Source organism: Mesorhizobium sp. CA14 (genome assembly GCF_020165195.1).
GTDB lineage: Bacteria > Pseudomonadota > Alphaproteobacteria > Rhizobiales > Rhizobiaceae > Mesorhizobium.
This window is the reverse complement of record NZ_JAIUHR010000026.1, coordinates 1-16718: the sequence shown is the minus strand read 5'-3', so window position 1 is coordinate 16718 and position 16718 is coordinate 1. Positions and strand designations below refer to the sequence as shown.

The 16718-nt window shown below is 64.7% G+C and carries 14 protein-coding genes; 12 read left to right on the top strand and 2 right to left on the bottom strand.

The window, feature by feature from the left end; translation table 11 throughout:
* Positions 1 to 16: 16 nt before the first annotated feature.
* The 12 genes from LB565_RS22955 to LB565_RS22900 all read left to right on the top strand — a co-directional run bounded on the left by LB565_RS22955 (position 17) and on the right by LB565_RS22900 (position 13912).
* Positions 17 to 1405, top strand: coding sequence for an ATP-binding protein (locus LB565_RS22955; protein ID WP_224588069.1), 1389 nt, complete (start codon positions 17 to 19; stop codon positions 1403 to 1405).
* Entirely contained in the window at positions 1405 to 1545 is a 141-nt protein-coding gene (locus LB565_RS22950) for a hypothetical protein (RefSeq protein WP_224588068.1), read from the top strand. Before LB565_RS22955 ends, LB565_RS22950 begins: the two co-directional genes overlap by 1 nt.
* Entirely contained in the window at positions 1542 to 1979 is a 438-nt protein-coding gene (locus LB565_RS22945; protein ID WP_224588066.1) for a hypothetical protein, read from the top strand. The genes LB565_RS22950 and LB565_RS22945 overlap by 4 nt, the downstream gene beginning before the upstream one ends.
* Before the next feature lie 130 nt (positions 1980 to 2109).
* A complete protein-coding gene (gene ccmI, locus LB565_RS22940) occupies positions 2110 to 3246 on the top strand; it encodes a c-type cytochrome biogenesis protein CcmI (RefSeq protein WP_224588065.1) in 1137 nt (378 codons plus the stop codon).
* Between the two features lie 4 nt (positions 3247 to 3250).
* On the top strand, positions 3251 to 3691 hold the full coding sequence (gene ccmE / locus LB565_RS22935; protein WP_224588057.1) for a cytochrome c maturation protein CcmE: 441 nt from the start codon (positions 3251 to 3253) through the stop codon (positions 3689 to 3691).
* Positions 3691 to 5676: a heme lyase CcmF/NrfE family subunit gene (locus tag LB565_RS22930; RefSeq protein ID WP_224588056.1), complete on the top strand. Its 1986-nt coding sequence runs from the start codon at positions 3691 to 3693 to the stop codon at positions 5674 to 5676. The genes ccmE and LB565_RS22930 overlap by 1 nt, the downstream gene beginning before the upstream one ends.
* Complete coding sequence (locus LB565_RS22925; RefSeq protein ID WP_224588055.1) at positions 5673 to 6137, top strand: cytochrome c-type biogenesis protein; 465 nt, start codon at positions 5673 to 5675, stop codon at positions 6135 to 6137. The genes LB565_RS22930 and LB565_RS22925 overlap by 4 nt, the downstream gene beginning before the upstream one ends.
* A 272-nt stretch (positions 6138 to 6409) precedes the next feature.
* On the top strand, positions 6410 to 7966 hold the full coding sequence (locus LB565_RS22920) for a Do family serine endopeptidase (protein WP_224588054.1): 1557 nt from the start codon (positions 6410 to 6412) through the stop codon (positions 7964 to 7966).
* A gap of 308 nt (positions 7967 to 8274) precedes the next feature.
* A complete protein-coding gene (locus tag LB565_RS22915) occupies positions 8275 to 8949 on the top strand; it encodes a response regulator transcription factor (RefSeq protein ID WP_224588053.1) in 675 nt (224 codons plus the stop codon).
* Between the two features lie 8 nt (positions 8950 to 8957).
* Positions 8958 to 10439, top strand: coding sequence for a sensor histidine kinase (locus LB565_RS22910; RefSeq protein ID WP_224588052.1), 1482 nt, complete (start codon positions 8958 to 8960; stop codon positions 10437 to 10439).
* Positions 10440 to 10451: 12 nt separating this feature from the next.
* A complete protein-coding gene (locus LB565_RS22905) occupies positions 10452 to 13427 on the top strand; it encodes a bifunctional [glutamine synthetase] adenylyltransferase/[glutamine synthetase]-adenylyl-L-tyrosine phosphorylase (RefSeq protein ID WP_224588051.1) in 2976 nt (991 codons plus the stop codon).
* Between the two features lie 242 nt (positions 13428 to 13669).
* A complete protein-coding gene (locus LB565_RS22900) occupies positions 13670 to 13912 on the top strand; it encodes a hypothetical protein (protein ID WP_224588049.1) in 243 nt (80 codons plus the stop codon).
* A 131-nt stretch (positions 13913 to 14043) separates the two neighbouring features.
* Here LB565_RS22900 and LB565_RS22895 read toward each other — a convergent pair whose 3' ends face one another.
* Complete coding sequence (locus LB565_RS22895) at positions 14044 to 16365, bottom strand: PAS domain-containing sensor histidine kinase (RefSeq protein WP_224588047.1); 2322 nt, start codon at positions 16363 to 16365, stop codon at positions 14044 to 14046.
* A gap of 64 nt (positions 16366 to 16429) precedes the next feature.
* Positions 16430 to 16718: hypothetical protein (locus LB565_RS22890; protein WP_224588044.1), on the bottom strand; the 289-nt coding region annotated here is incomplete at its 5' end.

The following is a 16718-nucleotide window of genomic DNA, read 5'->3' as shown; positions in this document are numbered from 1 at the left end:
ACCGCTGAAGCCAACGATGAGAACGTGGCTTTCAAGGCTGCGGCTCTGGCCGCGCTCGCTGACCTTTCGCGTCATCGCCTTTTCGACCATCTGGGCGATCCTGACGCTGGTCGTCATCTTCACCCTCATCACCACGCTTTACCGCCAGGCCAGCGAACGCGGCTTCGACAGCCTGCTTTCGGCGCATCTGTTCAACCTGATCGGCTCCGTCGGCATTTCCGACAGCGGCGCGCTGACCGGCTCGCCCGACCTTGGCGACCTGCGCTTTTCCGAGCCGAATTCCGGCTGGTACTGGTCGGTGGAGCCTGCCTCCGAAGGCGTGCATGGCGAAATCCATTCCTCCTCGATGACGACCTCGCTTCTGTCGCCGAGCGTGGCGGAGGTGCCTTTCAACGCGAATTTCCAGCGCAGCTATTCGATGGAAGGCATCAAGGGTGAGCGGCTCGAAGTGTTCGAGAGCGAGTTCGTCCTCGACGCCAAGAACCGCGCGGCCCGCTTCCGCGTCATGGGCAACCACAGCGAGCTCGAACAGGAGATCGCGAGCTTCCAGCGCCGCCTGCTCACCTATCTCTCGCTGTTCGGCGTCGGCATGATCGCCATCAACGCCATCGCTATTCTGCTGGGCCTCCAGCCTTTGCGCCGGGTCCGCAACGCGCTGGCCATGGTGCGCGAAGGCACCGCGCAGCGGCTCGACGGCAGCTTCCCGGCCGAGATCGAGCCGCTGGCCAGCGAGACCAACGCTCTGATCGAGAACAACCGGCGCATCGTCGAGCGCTCGCGCACGCAAGTCGGCAACCTTGCCCATTCGCTGAAGACGCCTTTAGCCGTGCTGATCAACGAAGGGCGCGCGCTCGGCGGCGCCAAGGGCCAGTTGATCGCCGAGCAGGCTGCCTCCATGCAGAAACAGGTCGACCACTATCTGCAGCGCGCGCGTGTCGCCGCGCAGCGCGACAGCGTCGTCTTCCGCACGCCGGTTTCGCCGCTGATCGAGCGCATGGTGCGCGTTCTGCGCAAGCTCAACCCGCAAACCGGGCTGACGCTGTCCCTGCCGTCGGCCGAGATCGTCTTTGCGGGTGAGCGCGAGGATCTCGAGGAACTGCTCGGCAATCTGCTCGACAATGCGATGAAATGGGCAAAGAGCGCCGTTGCCGTGACGATCGCCACTGCTTCGGGAAGCGGCAACCTGTTTGAAATCGTTATAGAGGATGACGGTCCGGGCATTCCCGAGGACAGCGCGCGGGAAGTGTTGAAGCGCGGCAAGAGACTGGACGAGACGAAGCCGGGAACGGGGCTTGGCCTTGCCATTGTCGCCGACCTCGTCAACGAGTATGGAGGCTCGCTGGCGCTGGAACGGTCCGGCATGGGCGGCTTGAGGGTGGTGGTGAGATTGCGGAGCCTTCAGTGATGTTTTTTATCGATTTGCGTGCGGCTGCCAACGGCCAAATTTCCGACAAATATCAACACTATGGCGATGAAAACGTCCTGATGGCGCGCCCCCAGTCCATCCAGTTCCATCCCGCTGAAGAGAACCGGTTGTCGGCATGAAGATTCGCGTCGCGCTCGTTTCCGCCCTGCTCGCCGTTTCCGGCTGCACGACGCTGGGCAAGGGTGGTCCGACCTCTCCTGCCACGCCTGTTTCCACGCCGCCGACCGGCGGCAAGGTCTCGACCGGCATCGTTTCGGCCATGAATGGCGGGCTTATCGGCGGGTCGATCGGTTCGGGCCTCAGCGATGCCGAAAAGCGCAAGGGCCTGGAAGCGGAATACAAGGCGCTGGAATACAACACCAGTGGCCAGAAGGTGACGTGGAAGAGCGACAACTCCTCGCATTACGGCGAGGTCGTCGCCGCCCAGCCCTACCGGGTAGGCTCGCAGGATTGCCGCCAGTACACCCACACCGTCTATACAAGCGGCGCGGGCGTCACCGCGCGCGGCACCGCCTGCCGCAACGCCGACGGCAGCTGGACGCCGCTGAGCTAGAAGACAAGCCGGGCCTGCCTAATTATTTGCTCGGGTTGAGTTCGATCAAGGCCGGGCGGCGCGCCTGCCGTCAAAGCGTCGCACGATGGTCGTGTTGGCAGGACTGGGCTCTGCCGTTATTGGAATGGGCATGCTGTTCTGGGTCATAGCCGCAATCCTCACGCTGGGTGCCAGCCTGGCGGTGCTGTTGCCGCTTACCGGCGGCATGAAAGGCGCGTCGCCGGCCGGCGATCACGATCTCGAAGTCTATCGCGACCAGTTGTCGGAGCTCGACCGTGACATGGCGCGCGGCCTGATCCAGCCCGGGGAGGCCGAAGAGGCGCGTGCCGAGATCGGCCGGCGCATCCTGCGTCTGGGCGCGGCTGCGCAACCCGGCGCGGCAATGCCCAAGCCCGCGCGCAGCGCCAGATGGGTCGCCAGCGTGGCCGTGCTTGCGGTTCCCCTGCTGAGCTGGGGGCTTTACGGCATGCTCGGCTCTCCCGATCTGCCTTCGCAGCCGCTCGCCGAACGTCTGGCCAAGAACCCGGCCGATTCCTCGGTCGACGAACTGGTCGCCCGCGCCGAAGCCCATCTCGCCGCCAATCCGTCGGACGGCAAGGGCTGGGACGTGCTGGCGCCGATCTATCTTCGGCTGCAGCGCTTTCCTGACGCCGTGACCGCCTACCGCAACGCCATCCGCCTCGACGGCGACAGCGCCGTGCGCCAGTCGGGTCTCGGCGAGGCGATCGCCAGCGCTGCAGGCGGCATCGTTTCGGCCGACGCCCAGAAAGCCTTCGAGGCGGCCCTGAAGCTCGATCCGGCCAACGCCAAGGCGAATTTCTACCTGGCGATGGGCCTCGCCCAGGAAGGCAAGAAGGCCGATGCCGTTGCCGCCTGGCAAAAGATGCTCGGCCAGCTCGCGCCGGATTCGCCCTGGCGCAGCGCCGTCCAGCAGGCGCTTGGCGAGGCCGGGGAACCTGCTGTCGCCGATGCCGCGCCGGCCAAAGGTCCCGGCGCGCAACAGGTGGAAGCCGCGCAGCAGATGTCGCCGCAGGACCGGCGGGCGATGATCGAGACCATGGTTGCCGGTCTCGACGACAAATTGAAGCAGAATCCCCGCGACGAGGAAGGATGGATGCGGCTCATCCGTTCCTATGTCGTGCTTGGCAAGGCCGACCAGGCGCGCGACGCGCTCGGCCGCGCTGTCGCCGCCTTTGGCGCGGACAGTGAACAGGCCAAGAAATTCACCGCCTTCGCCGCCTCGCTCGGCGTGACGGCGACGGAGTAAGGCAATGACGCGCAAGCAGAAGCGTATGTCGGTGGTCCTGGCGGGGCTGGCTTTCCTCGGTGCCGCTGCCGGGCTCACCTTCTATGCGTTGGGACAGAAGGCCTCCTATTTCTACATGCCGGCCGATCTCGCCACGGCAAGTGTGCCGCCCGGCCAGCGCATCCGGCTCGGCGGGCTCGTCGAGAAGGGCACCATCGTGCGCGGGCAGGGCGCCACCGTCGCCTTCTCGGTCACCGACAAGCAGAAATCGGTCAAGGTTACCTATACCGGCATCCTGCCCGATTTGTTCCGCGAGGAGCAGGGCGTCATCACCGAGGGCGCCTTCGGCCCGGACGGCGTCTTCGTCGCCGACAGCGTTTTGGCAAAGCATGACGAGCGCTACATGCCCAAGGAAGTCGCCGACGGCCTGAAGGCTAAGGGCGTCTGGCAGGAAAGCACGAACTGATGGTTGAGACTGGACACTTCGCGCTTGTGCTCGCCTTCGCGCTGTCGCTCGTGCAGATGCTGGTGCCGCTGGTCGGCGCCCGCACCGGCAACCAGCGGCTGATGGCGGTCGGCGGTCCGGTCACGGTCACCGGCTTCGCGTTGACCGCGCTGTCCTTCGCCGCCCTTGCAAGCGCCTATGCGGGCTCGGACTTCTCGGTGGCGAGCGTCTGGGAGAACTCCCACTCGCTGCAGCCGATGATCTACAAGATCACCGGCACCTGGGGAAACCATGAAGGCTCGATGCTGCTTTGGGTGCTGATCCTGACCTTCTTCGGCGCGCTCGTCGCCGTCCTCGGCAACAATCTGCCGGCGACGCTCAAGGCCAATGTGCTGGCCGTGCAAGGCATGATCGGCGCCGCCTTCTTCCTGTTCATCCTGGCGACCTCCAACCCGTTCATCCGTCTCAATCCGGCGCCGATTGAAGGCCGCGACCTCAACCCGATCCTGCAGGACCTTGGCCTCGCGATCCACCCGCCGATGCTTTACCTCGGCTATGTCGGCTTCTCGATCTGCTTCTCCTTCTCGGTCGCGGCGCTGATCGAGGGTCGTATCGACGCCTCCTGGGCGCGCTGGGTGCGGCCCTGGACGCTTGTCGCCTGGATGTTTTTGACCGGCGGCATCGCCATGGGTTCCTACTGGGCCTATTACGAGCTCGGCTGGGGCGGCTTCTGGTTCTGGGATCCGGTCGAGAACGCCTCCTTTATGCCATGGCTTGCCGGTACCGCGCTGCTTCATTCGGCGATTGTCATGGAGAAGCGCTCGGCGCTGAAGATCTGGACCTTGCTGCTGGCCATCCTGACCTTCTCGCTGTCGCTGCTCGGCACTTTCCTGGTGCGTTCGGGCGTGCTCACCTCGGTGCACGCCTTTGCCACTGACCCGGCGCGCGGCGTCTTCATCCTCTGCATCCTGACGCTGTTCATCGGCGGCTCGCTGGCGCTCTTTGCGCTGCGCGCCTCGCGGCTGACGGTGGGCGGCCTGTTCCATCCGATCTCGCGTGAGGGCGCGCTGGTGCTGAACAATCTGTTCCTCACCACCGCCACGGCAACGGTGCTGGTCGGCACGCTCTATCCACTGGCGCTGGAGGCGCTGACCGGCGGCAAGATCTCGGTCGGCGCGCCGTTCTTCGACCTGACCTTTGGCCCGCTGATGCTGCCGCTATTGGCGATCGTGCCGTTCGGCCCCTTGCTCGCCTGGAAACGCGGCGACGTCATTGCCGCCTCGCAGCGGCTGATGGCGGCTTTCGCGGCGGCGATCGCAGCGATGCTGGTCACCGGCCTGTTCATCGACGGCGCTTCGGTCTTTGCCGCCCTCGGCGTCGGCCTCGCCGTCTGGCTGGTCGGCGGCGCGCTGACCGACCTTGCCGTCAAATCCGGCTTCGGCTCCGTGGCGCCGGCCGTGATGCTTCGCCGCCTCGTCGGTCTGCCGCGCTCCGTCTTCGGCACGGCATTGGCCCATCTCGGCCTCGGGCTGACCTTGCTCGGCATCGTCGGCACGCTCTGCTTCGGCACCGAAAAAATCCTCTCCATGCGCCCCGGCGAAACGGTGGAGCTTTCCGGCCACACGCTGCGCTTCGAAGGGCTCTCTCCGCAGAAAGGTCCGAACTTCACCGAGGATCGCGGCCGCTTCCTGCTGATGGGCGCCGACGGCAACGCCGATGGCGCGATCACCTCCGCAAAACGCTTCTACCCGGTGCGCCAGACGGTGACGACGGAGTCCGGCATTAGGACGATTGGATTGAGCCAGCTTTATCTGTCGCTCGGCGACGAGAACAATGACGGTTCCGTCGTCGTGCGCCTCTGGTGGAAGCCACTGGTGACGCTGATCTGGGGCGGCGGGCTGGTGATGATGGCGGGGGCGGCCGTGTCGCTGCTCGACCGTCGCCTGCGCGTTGGCGCGCCGGCAAAGCGGCGAACGCCGGCCGCAGCCCTGGCGAACCCGACATGAGCGCGAGGTTTTCACTCGCCTCGCTGGTCCTGCTGCTGGCGCTGTTTTTCGCTGGTGCGGCACAGGCGGTGAAACCCGATGAAGTGTTGCAGGACCCGGCGCTGGAGGCGAGGGCGCGCGTGCTGTCGGAAGGCCTGCGCTGCATGGTCTGCCAGAACCAGTCAATCGACGAATCCGACGCCGATCTTGCCCGCGATCTTCGCGTCCTCGTGCGCCAGCGCCTCCTCGCCGGCGACACCGACCAGCAGGTGATGGACTATATCGTCTCGCGCTACGGCGAGTTCGTGCTCTTGAAGCCGCGTTTCAGCCTGCGCAACGCGCTTTTGTGGGGCACGCCGGTGCTTCTGCTTATCGCAGGTGGCATCTTCATCGTATTCAGCGCACGCTCGCGCCGAACTGTGCCGGACAGCACCTTGAGCGCCGAGGAACAGGCGGCGCTGGATAAGATGCTGCGCGACTAGCGCCATGCCGAGCTTGGCGATTGACCGCAACCGCCCTTGGCTATCGTGCGCTTGATGCTTTCGATCGTCTTGGTCCCCGATTCGACTGAGACTCGAGTTCGGTTGGTACGGCCTTTGGTCAATTTGAACCTCGTGATCTCGCGCACGTCGCCAATCCCAACATTACAAAACTTTCATGTAGTGGAAATGGCGCCGTAATGTGCGGCTCTCTAATCCTCTTGCCCGAGGATGCTTCGCCTGAGCGCATCCCTTCGAAAGAGGAAACGAAATCCATGAACATTGCCCCCAATTCATATTCCCGCACCCGAAAGCGCCTAATGGCGGCTGCAGCGTCCCTGGCCGTTATCGGTGCGGTCGGCGCGGGCGCGCTTGCCACCGGCACCGCCCCCGTGCTGGCCGATGCCGTGCGCGTCGAAGCCCCGCAGGTGCCGAGCTTCGCTGATGTCGTCGAGCATGTCTCGCCGGCGGTCGTTAGCGTCAAGGTCAAGGCCAAGATCCAGCCGACGGCCGACGACGGCTCGGACGATCAGGACGGCTTCGACAATCTGCCCGACAATCCCCAGCTGCGCCGCTTCTTCAAGGAATTCCGCGGCTTTGGCGACCAGGGTCAGGGTGGCCAGTTCGGCATGCGCCGCTTCAACCATCGCGACCATGGCAATGGCCAGCCGCGTCCGGTCGCTCAAGGGTCGGGCTTCTTCATCTCGGAAGACGGCTATCTCGTCACCAACAACCACGTCGTGTCGGAAGGCTCGGATTTCAGCGTCGTCACCAATGACGGCAAGGAGCTTGACGCCAAGCTGATCGGCACCGACCCGCGCACCGACCTTGCCGTGCTCAAGGTCGATGGCGGCGGCAACAAGTTCACCTATGTCGACTTCGCCGACGATTCCAAGGTCCGCATCGGCGACTGGGTGGTTGCCGTCGGCAATCCCTTCGGCCTTGGCGGCACCGTCACCGCCGGCATCGTCTCGGCCCGCGGCCGCGACATCGGCGCCGGCCCCTATGACGACTTCATCCAGATCGACGCTTCGGTCAACCGCGGCAATTCGGGCGGTCCGACCTTCAACCTCAACGGCCAGGTGATCGGCATCAACACTGCCATCTTCTCGCCGTCGGGCGGCAGCGTCGGCATCGCCTTCGACATCCCGGCCTCGACCGCCAAGCAGGTCGTCCAGGATCTAATGAAGAGCGGCTCGGTTCAGCGCGGCTGGCTCGGCGTCGAGATTCAGCCGGTCACCTCCGACATCGCCGAGTCGCTCGGCCTGAAGTCGGACAAGGGCGCGCTGGTCTCGAGCGCCCAGGACGGCGGGCCCGGCAAGAAGGCGGGCATCGCCGCCGGCGACGTCATCACCAAGGTCGACGGCAAGGACGTTGCCTCGCCGAAGGAACTCGCCCGCATGATCGGTGCATTCGCGCCGGGCAAACCGGTCGATGTCACCGTCTGGCGCAACGGCAAGGACGAGACGGTCAAGGTCGATCTCGGCACGCTGCCCGCGAGCGACAAGCAGGCCTCGAACGGCGACAGCAACAAGCAGTCGGCGCCCGCCGCCAAACCCGACACGCTCGCCGATCTCGGCCTGACCGTCACGAAGGCCGACAATGGCAAGGGCCTCGTGGTCACCGACGTCGATCCCGACAGCAACGCGGCCGATCGCGGCATCCAGCCCGGCGACGTCATCACCTCGATCAACTCGAACGAGGTGAACACCACCGACGACGTCTCTAAGGCGATGACCGATGCCGCCAAGGCCGGCCGCAAGGCCGTGCTGATGCAGATCACCCGCGACGACTCGAACCGCTTCGTCGCGTTGCCGGTCGGCAAGGGCTGACATCGACTTTCAGCTTTCCCCATAGCGGTATCAACACCCCCGAGCCGCCGTGGGGAAACATGGGGCCGAGCACGTAAGTCAGTCACCGTGTTTCGCTCCTGGCGGCAGCGGGTTTCCCATCACCCGCTGCCGCTTATCGCATGTCGCCCAAAAGTGGGCACCGGTTTTGGGATCACGACATGCGGAACGAAATGCATGTCGCCCAAAAGTGGTCGCCGGTTTTGGGAAGAAGATATGCGACTAATGAATGCAAGGCATGAAGAATGACTGCCCCTCAACTTTCCAATGAAATCGCGTATAACGGCTCCATGAAGATTCTCATCATGGAAGACGATCGCGAGGCGGCGGACTACTTGCAGAAAGCCTTCGCCGAGGCGGGCCACACCGCCCATGTCGCCGGCGATGGCGAGACCGGCTTCGCGCTCGCCGATGCCGGCGACTATGACGTGATGGTGGTCGACCGGCTGATGCCGCGCCGCGACGGCCTGTCGGTGATCGCCGCGCTTCGCTCGCGCGGCAACACCACGCCGGTGCTGATCCTTTCGGCGCTGGGCGAGGTCGACGACCGCGTCACCGGTTTACGCGCCGGCGGCGACGATTATCTCACCAAGCCCTATGCCTTTTCCGAATTGCTTGCCCGCGTCGAGGTGCTGAACCGCCGCGCCAGCGCGCGCGAGTCCGAGACCGTCTACCGTGTCGGCGATCTTGAGCTCGACCGGCTGTCGCACTCGGTCAAGCGCGCTGGCCGCGAAATCACGCTGCAGCCGCGCGAGTTCCGCCTGCTCGAATATCTGATGCGCCATGCCGGCCAGGTGGTGACGCGCACCATGCTTCTGGAAAATGTCTGGGACTATCATTTCGATCCGCAGACCAATGTCATCGATGTCCACGTCTCGCGCCTGCGCGGCAAGATCGAGAAAGGTTTCGACAAGCCGATCCTGCACACGATCCGCGGCGCCGGCTACATGCTGAAAGGCGGCTAGGGAGCAAGATGGCTCTTTCCCTGCCGGCCATCATGAAGACGACGGCGGCCCGGCTTTCGGCGCTTTATCTTCTGCTTTTCGCGCTCTGCGCGGTGCTGCTCGTCCTCTACATGACGTCGCTGTCGGCGCGCATGCTGACCGCGCAGACGCAGGAGACCATCAACGACGAGGTGCTGGGCCTGGCCCGCGCCTATCAGCGCGGCGGCCTGCCGGTGCTGGTGCGCGTCGTCGAAGCCCGTTCGCGCCAGCCTGGCGCCAATCTCTATCTTATCGCCGATGCCAACGGCCAGATCCTGACCGGCAATGTGCAGAGCCTGGAGCCCGGGGTGATAGAGACCGAGGGCTGGACGACGGAGCCCTTCTCCTACCAGCGCTTCGGCGAGGGCGAACTCGACCGGCTGCGCAGTGGGGCTACCGACCAACCCGCACCCCAGACCGGCGACAGCAGCAACACTCCCCAGTCGACAGGGGAAAAGGGCCACAACGCCATCGCGCTGGTGCTGAGACTGCCCAACCAGATGATCATGCTGGTCGGCCGCGACCTCGGTGAGCCGGAGCGCTTCCGCGCGGTCATCAGCCGCGCGCTGACCCTGGCGCTCGGCATGATGGGACTTGGCGGCATTCTGATCTGGTTCTTTGTCGGGCGCGCCGCGCTGAAGCGCATCGACAGTGTCTCGGACGCCAGCCGCCGCATCATGGGCGGCGATTTGTCCGGACGGCTGCCGGTCACCGGCGCCGGCGACGAATTCGACCGCTTGTCCGAAAACCTCAATTCGATGCTGGCCAGGATCGCCATGCTGAACGAAGGGCTGAAGCAGGTCTCCGACAACATCGCCCATGATCTGAAGACGCCGCTGACCAGGCTTCGCAACCGCGCCGAGGCGACTCTTGCCGGCCGGCACAAGATCGAGGATTACCGCCAGGCGCTGGAAGGCACGATCGCGGAATCCGACCAGCTCATCAAGACATTCAACGCCATCCTGATGATCTCGCGCCTGGAGGCCGGCTATTCCTCGGAACAGACCGGCCCCGTCGATCTCGCCGCCACGGTGAGCGATGTTGTCGAGCTCTACGAGCCGGTGGCTGAGGAAGCGGGCGTCGCGCTGGAAGCGACCGCGCCCGAAGCCCTCACGATCAACGGCAATCGCGAGCTGATCGGCCAGGCGCTGTCCAACATCGTCGACAACGCCATCAAATATTCGACCGACGCTGCCGAAGCGCCGAAAGTGCGGGTGGTGCTGGAGCGCCTCGGCAACGAGATCAAGCTTACGGTCACCGACAATGGCCACGGCATTCCCGACGACGCCGATCGTGCCCGCGCCACCGAGCGCTTCGTGCGCCTGGAAAAGAGCCGCTCGCAGCCGGGCTCGGGCCTCGGCCTCAGCTTGGCCAAGGCGATCATGACTTTCCACAATGGAAGGCTTGATCTTTTACCCGCCAATCCCGGATTGTCCGTGGTCATGAGTTTCCCGTTGCGGGAGACGCATTGATGGCGCGGATAAATGGCGAAGAAGAAAATCGAATCCGAGTTCCGGCTTAGCCCGACGCTGGCGCTCCGCCCCTTGGATGCAGGCCATGCCCGGCGCGAATTGTCGGAAATCGCCGATGCCGCCGAGGAAGACGGGCTTTCCCGCCTCGCTGCGTTCCTGGCGGGCGAGGGGCCGCTGCAGGACCTGCTGGCGGCCATCTTCGACCTCTCGCCCTTCCTGCGCGATGTCGCGCGCCGGCGGCCGGCAATTCTCGACACGCTGTTCGACCGGACGATCGAAGCGCGGCTCGGCGCCATCGGCGAGGCGATCGGCGGCGCGGCCAGCGCGGATGACGCCTCCGAATCGAGCCTGATGATGACGCTCCGCCAATGGAAGACCGAAGCGCATTTCCTGATCGCGCTGGCCGATCTTTCGGGCGAAGCGGAGACCTCGGTGACGGTGCGCCGTCTCAGCGATCTCGCGGATGCCTGCACAAAAGCCGCCGTCGATTTCCTGCTGCTCGACGCGCACCGGCAAGGCAAGCTCAAGCTGCCGGATCCGGCGGAACCGGCAAAGGGTTCGGGCTGGATCCTGCTCGGCATGGGCAAGCTCGGCGCGCATGAGCTGAATTTCTCCTCCGACATCGACCTCGTCGTCTTCTTCGATCCGGAAGCGCCGGCCGTCATCGATCCGCTCGACGCGACCGAGCTGTTCTCCAGGGTTACCCGTCGTCTCGTGCGCATCCTCCAGGACCGCACCGAGCATGGCTATGTCTTCCGCACCGATCTGAGGCTCCGCCCCGATCCCGGCTCGACGCCGCTGGCGATCCCTGTCGAGGCGGCACTTCGCTATTACGAGGCGCGCGGCCAGAACTGGGAGCGCGCGGCCATGATCAAGGCGCGGCCGGTGGCGGGCGACCTTGCCGCGGGCGCGGCCTTCCTCAAGGAATTGCAGCCCTATGTCTGGCGCAAATACATGGACTATGCGGCGATCGCCGACGTCCATTCGATCAAGCGCCAGATCCATGCCCACAAGGGCCATGGCGAGATCGCGGTGAAGGGCCACAACGTCAAGCTCGGCCGCGGCGGCATCCGCGAGATCGAGTTTTTCGTCCAGACCCAGCAGCTCATTGCTGGCGGCCGCTTCCCGGAACTGCGCGGCCGCGAGACGGTGCCGATGCTCGCAGCGCTCGCCGCGCGAGGCTGGATCACCGCCGACGCGCGCGATGCACTCACCCGGCAATACTGGTTCCTGCGCCGCGTCGAGCACGCCATCCAGATGGTGGCGGACGAGCAGACGCATATCCTGCCGGAGGAAGACGAGGAGCTGAAACGCATCGCGCTGATGCTGGGTTTTGCCGGCGAGGCGGAATTCACGCAGGCTTTCCGCGCCTCGCTGCAGCAGGTCGAGCGCCATTATGCGGCGCTGTTCGAAACCGCTCCGGAGCTTTCGGCCGGCGTCGGCAATCTGGTCTTCACCGGCGATGTCGACGATCCCGACACGCTGCAGACGCTGCATCGCCTGGGCTTCCAGCGGCCGAGTGACATCTGCCGCGTCATCCGCGGCTGGCATTTCGGCCGCTACCGCGTCACGCAATCGGCCGAAGCCCGCGAGCGGCTGACGGAATTGGCCCCGGCGCTGCTCAAGGCCTTCGGCCAGACGCGGCGCGCCGACGAGGCCCTGATGCGCTTCGACGAGTTCCTCGCCGGCCTGCCGGCGGGTATCCAGCTTTTTTCGCTGCTGCAGTCGAACCCGGCGCTGCTCAAGCTGATGGCGACCATCATGGGGGCCGCGCCTCGGCTGGCGGCCATCATCACGCGCCGCCCGCACGTCTTCGACGGCCTGCTCGATCCGGCATTGCTCACCGAACTGCCGGATCGCGCCTATCTCTCGGCCCGGCTTGCCGCCTTCATCGAAGGCGACCGCGCCTATGAGGATGTGCTCGACCGCCTGCGCATCTTCGCCTCCGAGCAGAAATTCCTGATCGGCGTGCGCCTGCTTGCCGGCTCGATCGATCCCGCGCGGGCCGGCCGCGCCTTTTCCGATCTCGCCGACCTCACCATCGAGGCGGCACTCAACGCGGTGATCGGCGAATTCGCGCTGCGCCATGGCAGGATCGCCGGCGGGAGGGTGGCGCTGCTCGGCATGGGTAAGCTCGGCAGCCGCGAGCTCACGGCGGGTTCGGATGTCGATCTCATCCTGCTCTACGACCATGATGCCGATGCCGAGGACTCCGACGGCGAGAAGCCGCTGGCGCCTTCGCATTACTATACCCGCATGACGCAGCGCCTGATCGCCGCCGTCTCGGCGCCGACGGCCGAAGGCGTGCTCTACGATCTGGACCTGCGCCTGCGCCCCTCCGGCAACAAGGGACCGGTCGCCACCCATATCGACGCGTTCAAGAAATATCAGCGCCAGGACGCCTGGACCTGGGAGCATATGGCGCTGGCACGGGCCCGCGCCATCGGCGGCGATGCCGAGCTCTGCGCCGAGCTCGAGACGGAAGTGGCGGCGGTGCTGGCGCAGCCGCGCGATGCCGCCAAGGTGAAAGCCGAAGCTTCGGACATGCGGGCCTTGATCGAGAATGAGAAGCCGCCGCGCGACCTCTGGGACATCAAGCTGATCCCGGGCGGGCTCATCGATCTCGAATTCATCGCCCAGGTCGCGACTATCACCGGCAATGTCGAGCCCGGCCGTCGGGTTACGGCGACCGCCGACATTTTGGCCCGCCTTTCTCCGGATTTCGCCACAGCTGATATCCGCGAAGAGCTTGATGAAGCCGATAGACTCTATCTGGCGCTGACGCAGATGATCAGGCTTTGCCTCACCGGCGAGTTCCAGCGCGACGATGTCCCTCCGGGGCTTGCGGATCTCTTGCTGGCGGTTACCGACCTGCCGGATTTCGCTGTGCTGGAAGCGCATCTTAGGGAGACGTCGCGGAAGGTCAGGAGAGATTTCGACCGTCTGCTTCGTGCGGGAGCGTCGCCATCAACCGCATCGTCGCCATGAGATTCTCCGGGTGGCACATTAGCCACAGTTAATATTAATCGGGGATCCGGTCTTGCGTCATTGGCAGAGGTGTCCCGTAACGGGTCAATAGGTCTGGCACCGCAATTGCACTGTCAGCAATGCCGGGGTCAACCATCACCCCGACGATGGGGGGCCCCGCCGCTTCGCAAATGGAGCGGCGGGTTCTTAACGGCTGATTTGAAAGCCGCCTAAATCGCCATGCATTGGGGCGCTGGGCAACTATGGATCTTCCGAAATTTTTAGTAGGCATGTTCACGACGTCATTCATCGTGGCGATCTGGGCTTACAACGAAACTGGTTTTGTCTGGGCGATGCTTGGATGGGCAATCCTGGCCATGATCATTCTGCAGGTCGGATATATCGGTCTGGTCGTCAGCTTGACCTATAGACGGGCATCGAATGGCGCCGATGCAAGTCCGGCATCTGCAGCAGCAAATGATTTAAACCCTACCGGTCCAGTTTAGCGACCCGACAGTCCGTTGGGTTTGACTGACTGCCGCCCTGACCGGCCCGGGGCAAGCCGGAAGTGAGGAGATGTCCAGCAGGACGGAGCGGGCGCTGTCCGCCGGAGCTTTTGGAAATTCCGCATTCCGACCTAAGCCGCCGCCTTCACCGTCGGCGGTGCCTTCTTCAGCGGGATTCGCACTGACACGATGGTGCCGACGCCTTCGGTCGAGCGGATCTTTAGCGCGCCCCCCTGCAGCTCGGCCAGCGAGCGCGAGATGGCGAGCCCGAGGCCCGAGCCGGTGTGGTTTTTGGAGAACTGGTTCTGCACCTGCTCGAAGGGCCGGCCGAGCTTGCTCAGCGCCTGCTTGGGGATACCGCAGCCATTGTCCTCGATGGTGAGCAGCAGCGCGCCTGAGGTGTTGCGCGCCCTGACCGTGATCTTGCCGCCCTGTCCGGTGAATTTCACCGCATTGGAAAGAAGGTTGATGGCGATCTGCTTGATCGCGCGGCGGTCGGCGTAGACCCGCATCGCGTCGGCGATGCGCGTCTCGACATTGATCGACTTTTCCGCCGCCTGCAGCGAGATCACCCGTACCGTCTCCTTGATCAGCGGGCAGAGGTCGATCTCCTCGCGGTCGAGCGAGAACTGGCCGGCCTCGATCTTCGACATGTCGAGGATGTCGTTGATGACGCCGAGCAGGTATTTGCCGCTGCCGTTGATGTCGGTCGCGTATTCCTCGTAGCGCTCCGAGCCGAGCGGCCCGAACAGGCCCTGCTGCATCAATTCGGAGAAGCCGATGATGGCGTTGAGCGGTGTGCGCAGCTCATGCGACATGTTGGCGAGGAATTCGGATTTTGCCCGATTGGCCGCCTCCGCGCGCTCGGTTTCCTTCATGTATTTGCGGTTGAGCTCGACCAGCTCGCTGGCGCGTTCCTCCTCGGCGCGGCGGGCGAGGCTGAGATCGTGGATCGTCGCCATCAGCCGGCGCTCGCTATCGACCAGCTTTTCCTGATGCAGCTTGATCTGGGTGATGTCGGAGCCGACCGAGACGATGCCGCCGTCGCGGGTTCTGAGCTCATTGACCTGCAGCCAGCGGCCATCTGCGAGCTGACGCTCGAAGCTGACGCCGCCCTGCGGCCCGTTGGCGTTGGCAAGCCTGCGCTCCGAGGCGAAGGCCAGCATCCGCTCCTCCACCGAGTCTCGGAGAATGCCGGGCACGACATCGCGGTCCGATAGCCCATTGTCCTTCTGGAACTTCGAATTGCACATGATCAGCCGCTCGGCGGCATCCCACAGCACGAAGGATTCGTTGATGTTCTCGATCGCGGTCCTGAGCCGCATGTCCGCCGCTTCCGACCGGAGCGCCAGGTGCCGCTGCTCGGTGACATCGACGGCGATGCCGATCAGCTGGATCTCCGGCGCTTCCGGATCGATCACCTGGGCGCGGGCCCGCATCCACACCCACTGTCCGTCGGCGTGTCGCATGCGGAACACCTGGTCGATATGGTCGATCTCGCGTTCGACGATGCGGTTGGCGAGCTCGAACAGGTCGCCGTCGTCGGGATGGATGATCTCGTCGACCTCGCCGAAGGAAAGCATCGTGTCGCAGGGCTCGTAGCCCAGCATGTCGTACATCGAGCGCGACCAATACATCTTGCCGCGCACCATGTCCCAGTCCCACAGGCCGCAACGGCCGCGCACCAGCGCCATGTCGATGCGCTGATGCGCCTCGAGATAGATGCGGTCAGCGGCCTGGGCACGCGCCGCCTGGCCGAAATAGGCATAGAGGATGACGATCAGCACGCCCGCCGTCAGCACGAACAGCGTGACGTTGAGCGACATCGACTTGCGCCAGCTGTCGAACACCGCTTCCTGCGGCACCAGCACGGCGGCTGCATGTTTGCGATCGCCGCCGAGGCTGACGGCGGCAAACCAGTCCTGTCCCGAGATGCTGACATCCATCACCCCGGCGCGGTCGCCGAACATGAACAGCGGCTGGCCGCCCAGCACGAGGCTGTCGAGCGTGCGGCCCTGCCAGCCCGTGGATAGCGGCGAGACGGCGATGACCTTGAAGTCGGCGTCGGTGATGGCAAGCACATGGGCGCGGCTCATGGCGCCCTGGCGGCTGGTGTTCTCCAGGAGGCTTATGGCGTTGGTGCCGGCCGCGCTGGGGTCGGCGGTGACGGCCTGCGCCATTTGGCCGGCGCCCAGCGCCAGCACGGCCTTGGCGTCGCGCTCGATCTCATCATGCTCGTTCATCAGCGACAGGAAGCGCAGCGCGGCGATGACGATCAGGAAGATGATGATCAGAGCCGGGATCGAACGGCGCAGCAGCGGCTCGGCGGCTAAGAGCCGTTGATAGGCAGGTTCGGCGATCAGGCGCGTATTGCCGGCAAGTCCATCGTTCCTTGCCTTGCGACGCGCAAAAGCCTTCCCTCCGGGCGCGCCCCACGCGTCCGCCTTGGCCATAAATGGCACTCCCCGATCTGCCGTATACTGGATGATCCGGATACGCCGCACGCCCGAATCGCCATTAAAGAATCAAAGCCGATTCGCCTTGTCCAGAGGCGCGGGCGAAAAAGATTAAAAATTGATTGAAATTCGTCTTTTCCTTCTCCTTGTGGGAGAAGGTGGATCGGCGCGATAGCGCCGAGACGGATGAGGGGTGTTCCAGCGGAGTGAGACGCTGGTTTTCCCTGGAGCTGCCCTCATCCGTCGCCTTCGGCGACGACCTTCTCCCGCAAGGGGCCTGTTGCGTAATTGGCTGGTTGTGATTCTCTGAGAAGGAAGCTCGGAGGGAATCGCAATGGCGGTGAAGCAGA

Bases quoted from the DNA above. Each gene is read 5' to 3' on its own strand.
- LB565_RS22955 (WP_224588069.1), top strand. From the start codon at position 17: ATGAGAACGTGGCTTTCAAGGCTGCGGCTCTGGCCGCGCTCGCTGACC.
- LB565_RS22900 (WP_224588049.1), top strand. From the start codon at position 13,670: ATGGATCTTCCGAAATTTTTAGTAGGCATGTTCACGACGTCATTCATC.
- ccmE (WP_224588057.1), top strand. From the start codon at position 3,251: ATGACGCGCAAGCAGAAGCGTATGTCGGTGGTCCTGGCGGGGCTGGCT.
- LB565_RS22945 (WP_224588066.1), top strand. From the start codon at position 1,542: ATGAAGATTCGCGTCGCGCTCGTTTCCGCCCTGCTCGCCGTTTCCGGC.
- LB565_RS22920 (WP_224588054.1), top strand. From the start codon at position 6,410: ATGAACATTGCCCCCAATTCATATTCCCGCACCCGAAAGCGCCTAATG.
- LB565_RS22930 (WP_224588056.1), top strand. From the start codon at position 3,691: ATGGTTGAGACTGGACACTTCGCGCTTGTGCTCGCCTTCGCGCTGTCG.
- LB565_RS22915 (WP_224588053.1), top strand. From the start codon at position 8,275: ATGAAGATTCTCATCATGGAAGACGATCGCGAGGCGGCGGACTACTTG.
- LB565_RS22895 (WP_224588047.1), bottom strand. From the start codon at position 16,365: ATGGCCAAGGCGGACGCGTGGGGCGCGCCCGGAGGGAAGGCTTTTGCG.
- LB565_RS22910 (WP_224588052.1), top strand. From the start codon at position 8,958: ATGGCTCTTTCCCTGCCGGCCATCATGAAGACGACGGCGGCCCGGCTT.
- LB565_RS22925 (WP_224588055.1), top strand. From the start codon at position 5,673: ATGAGCGCGAGGTTTTCACTCGCCTCGCTGGTCCTGCTGCTGGCGCTG.
- LB565_RS22905 (WP_224588051.1), top strand. From the start codon at position 10,452: ATGGCGAAGAAGAAAATCGAATCCGAGTTCCGGCTTAGCCCGACGCTG.
- LB565_RS22950 (WP_224588068.1), top strand. From the start codon at position 1,405: ATGTTTTTTATCGATTTGCGTGCGGCTGCCAACGGCCAAATTTCCGAC.
- ccmI (WP_224588065.1), top strand. From the start codon at position 2,110: ATGCTGTTCTGGGTCATAGCCGCAATCCTCACGCTGGGTGCCAGCCTG.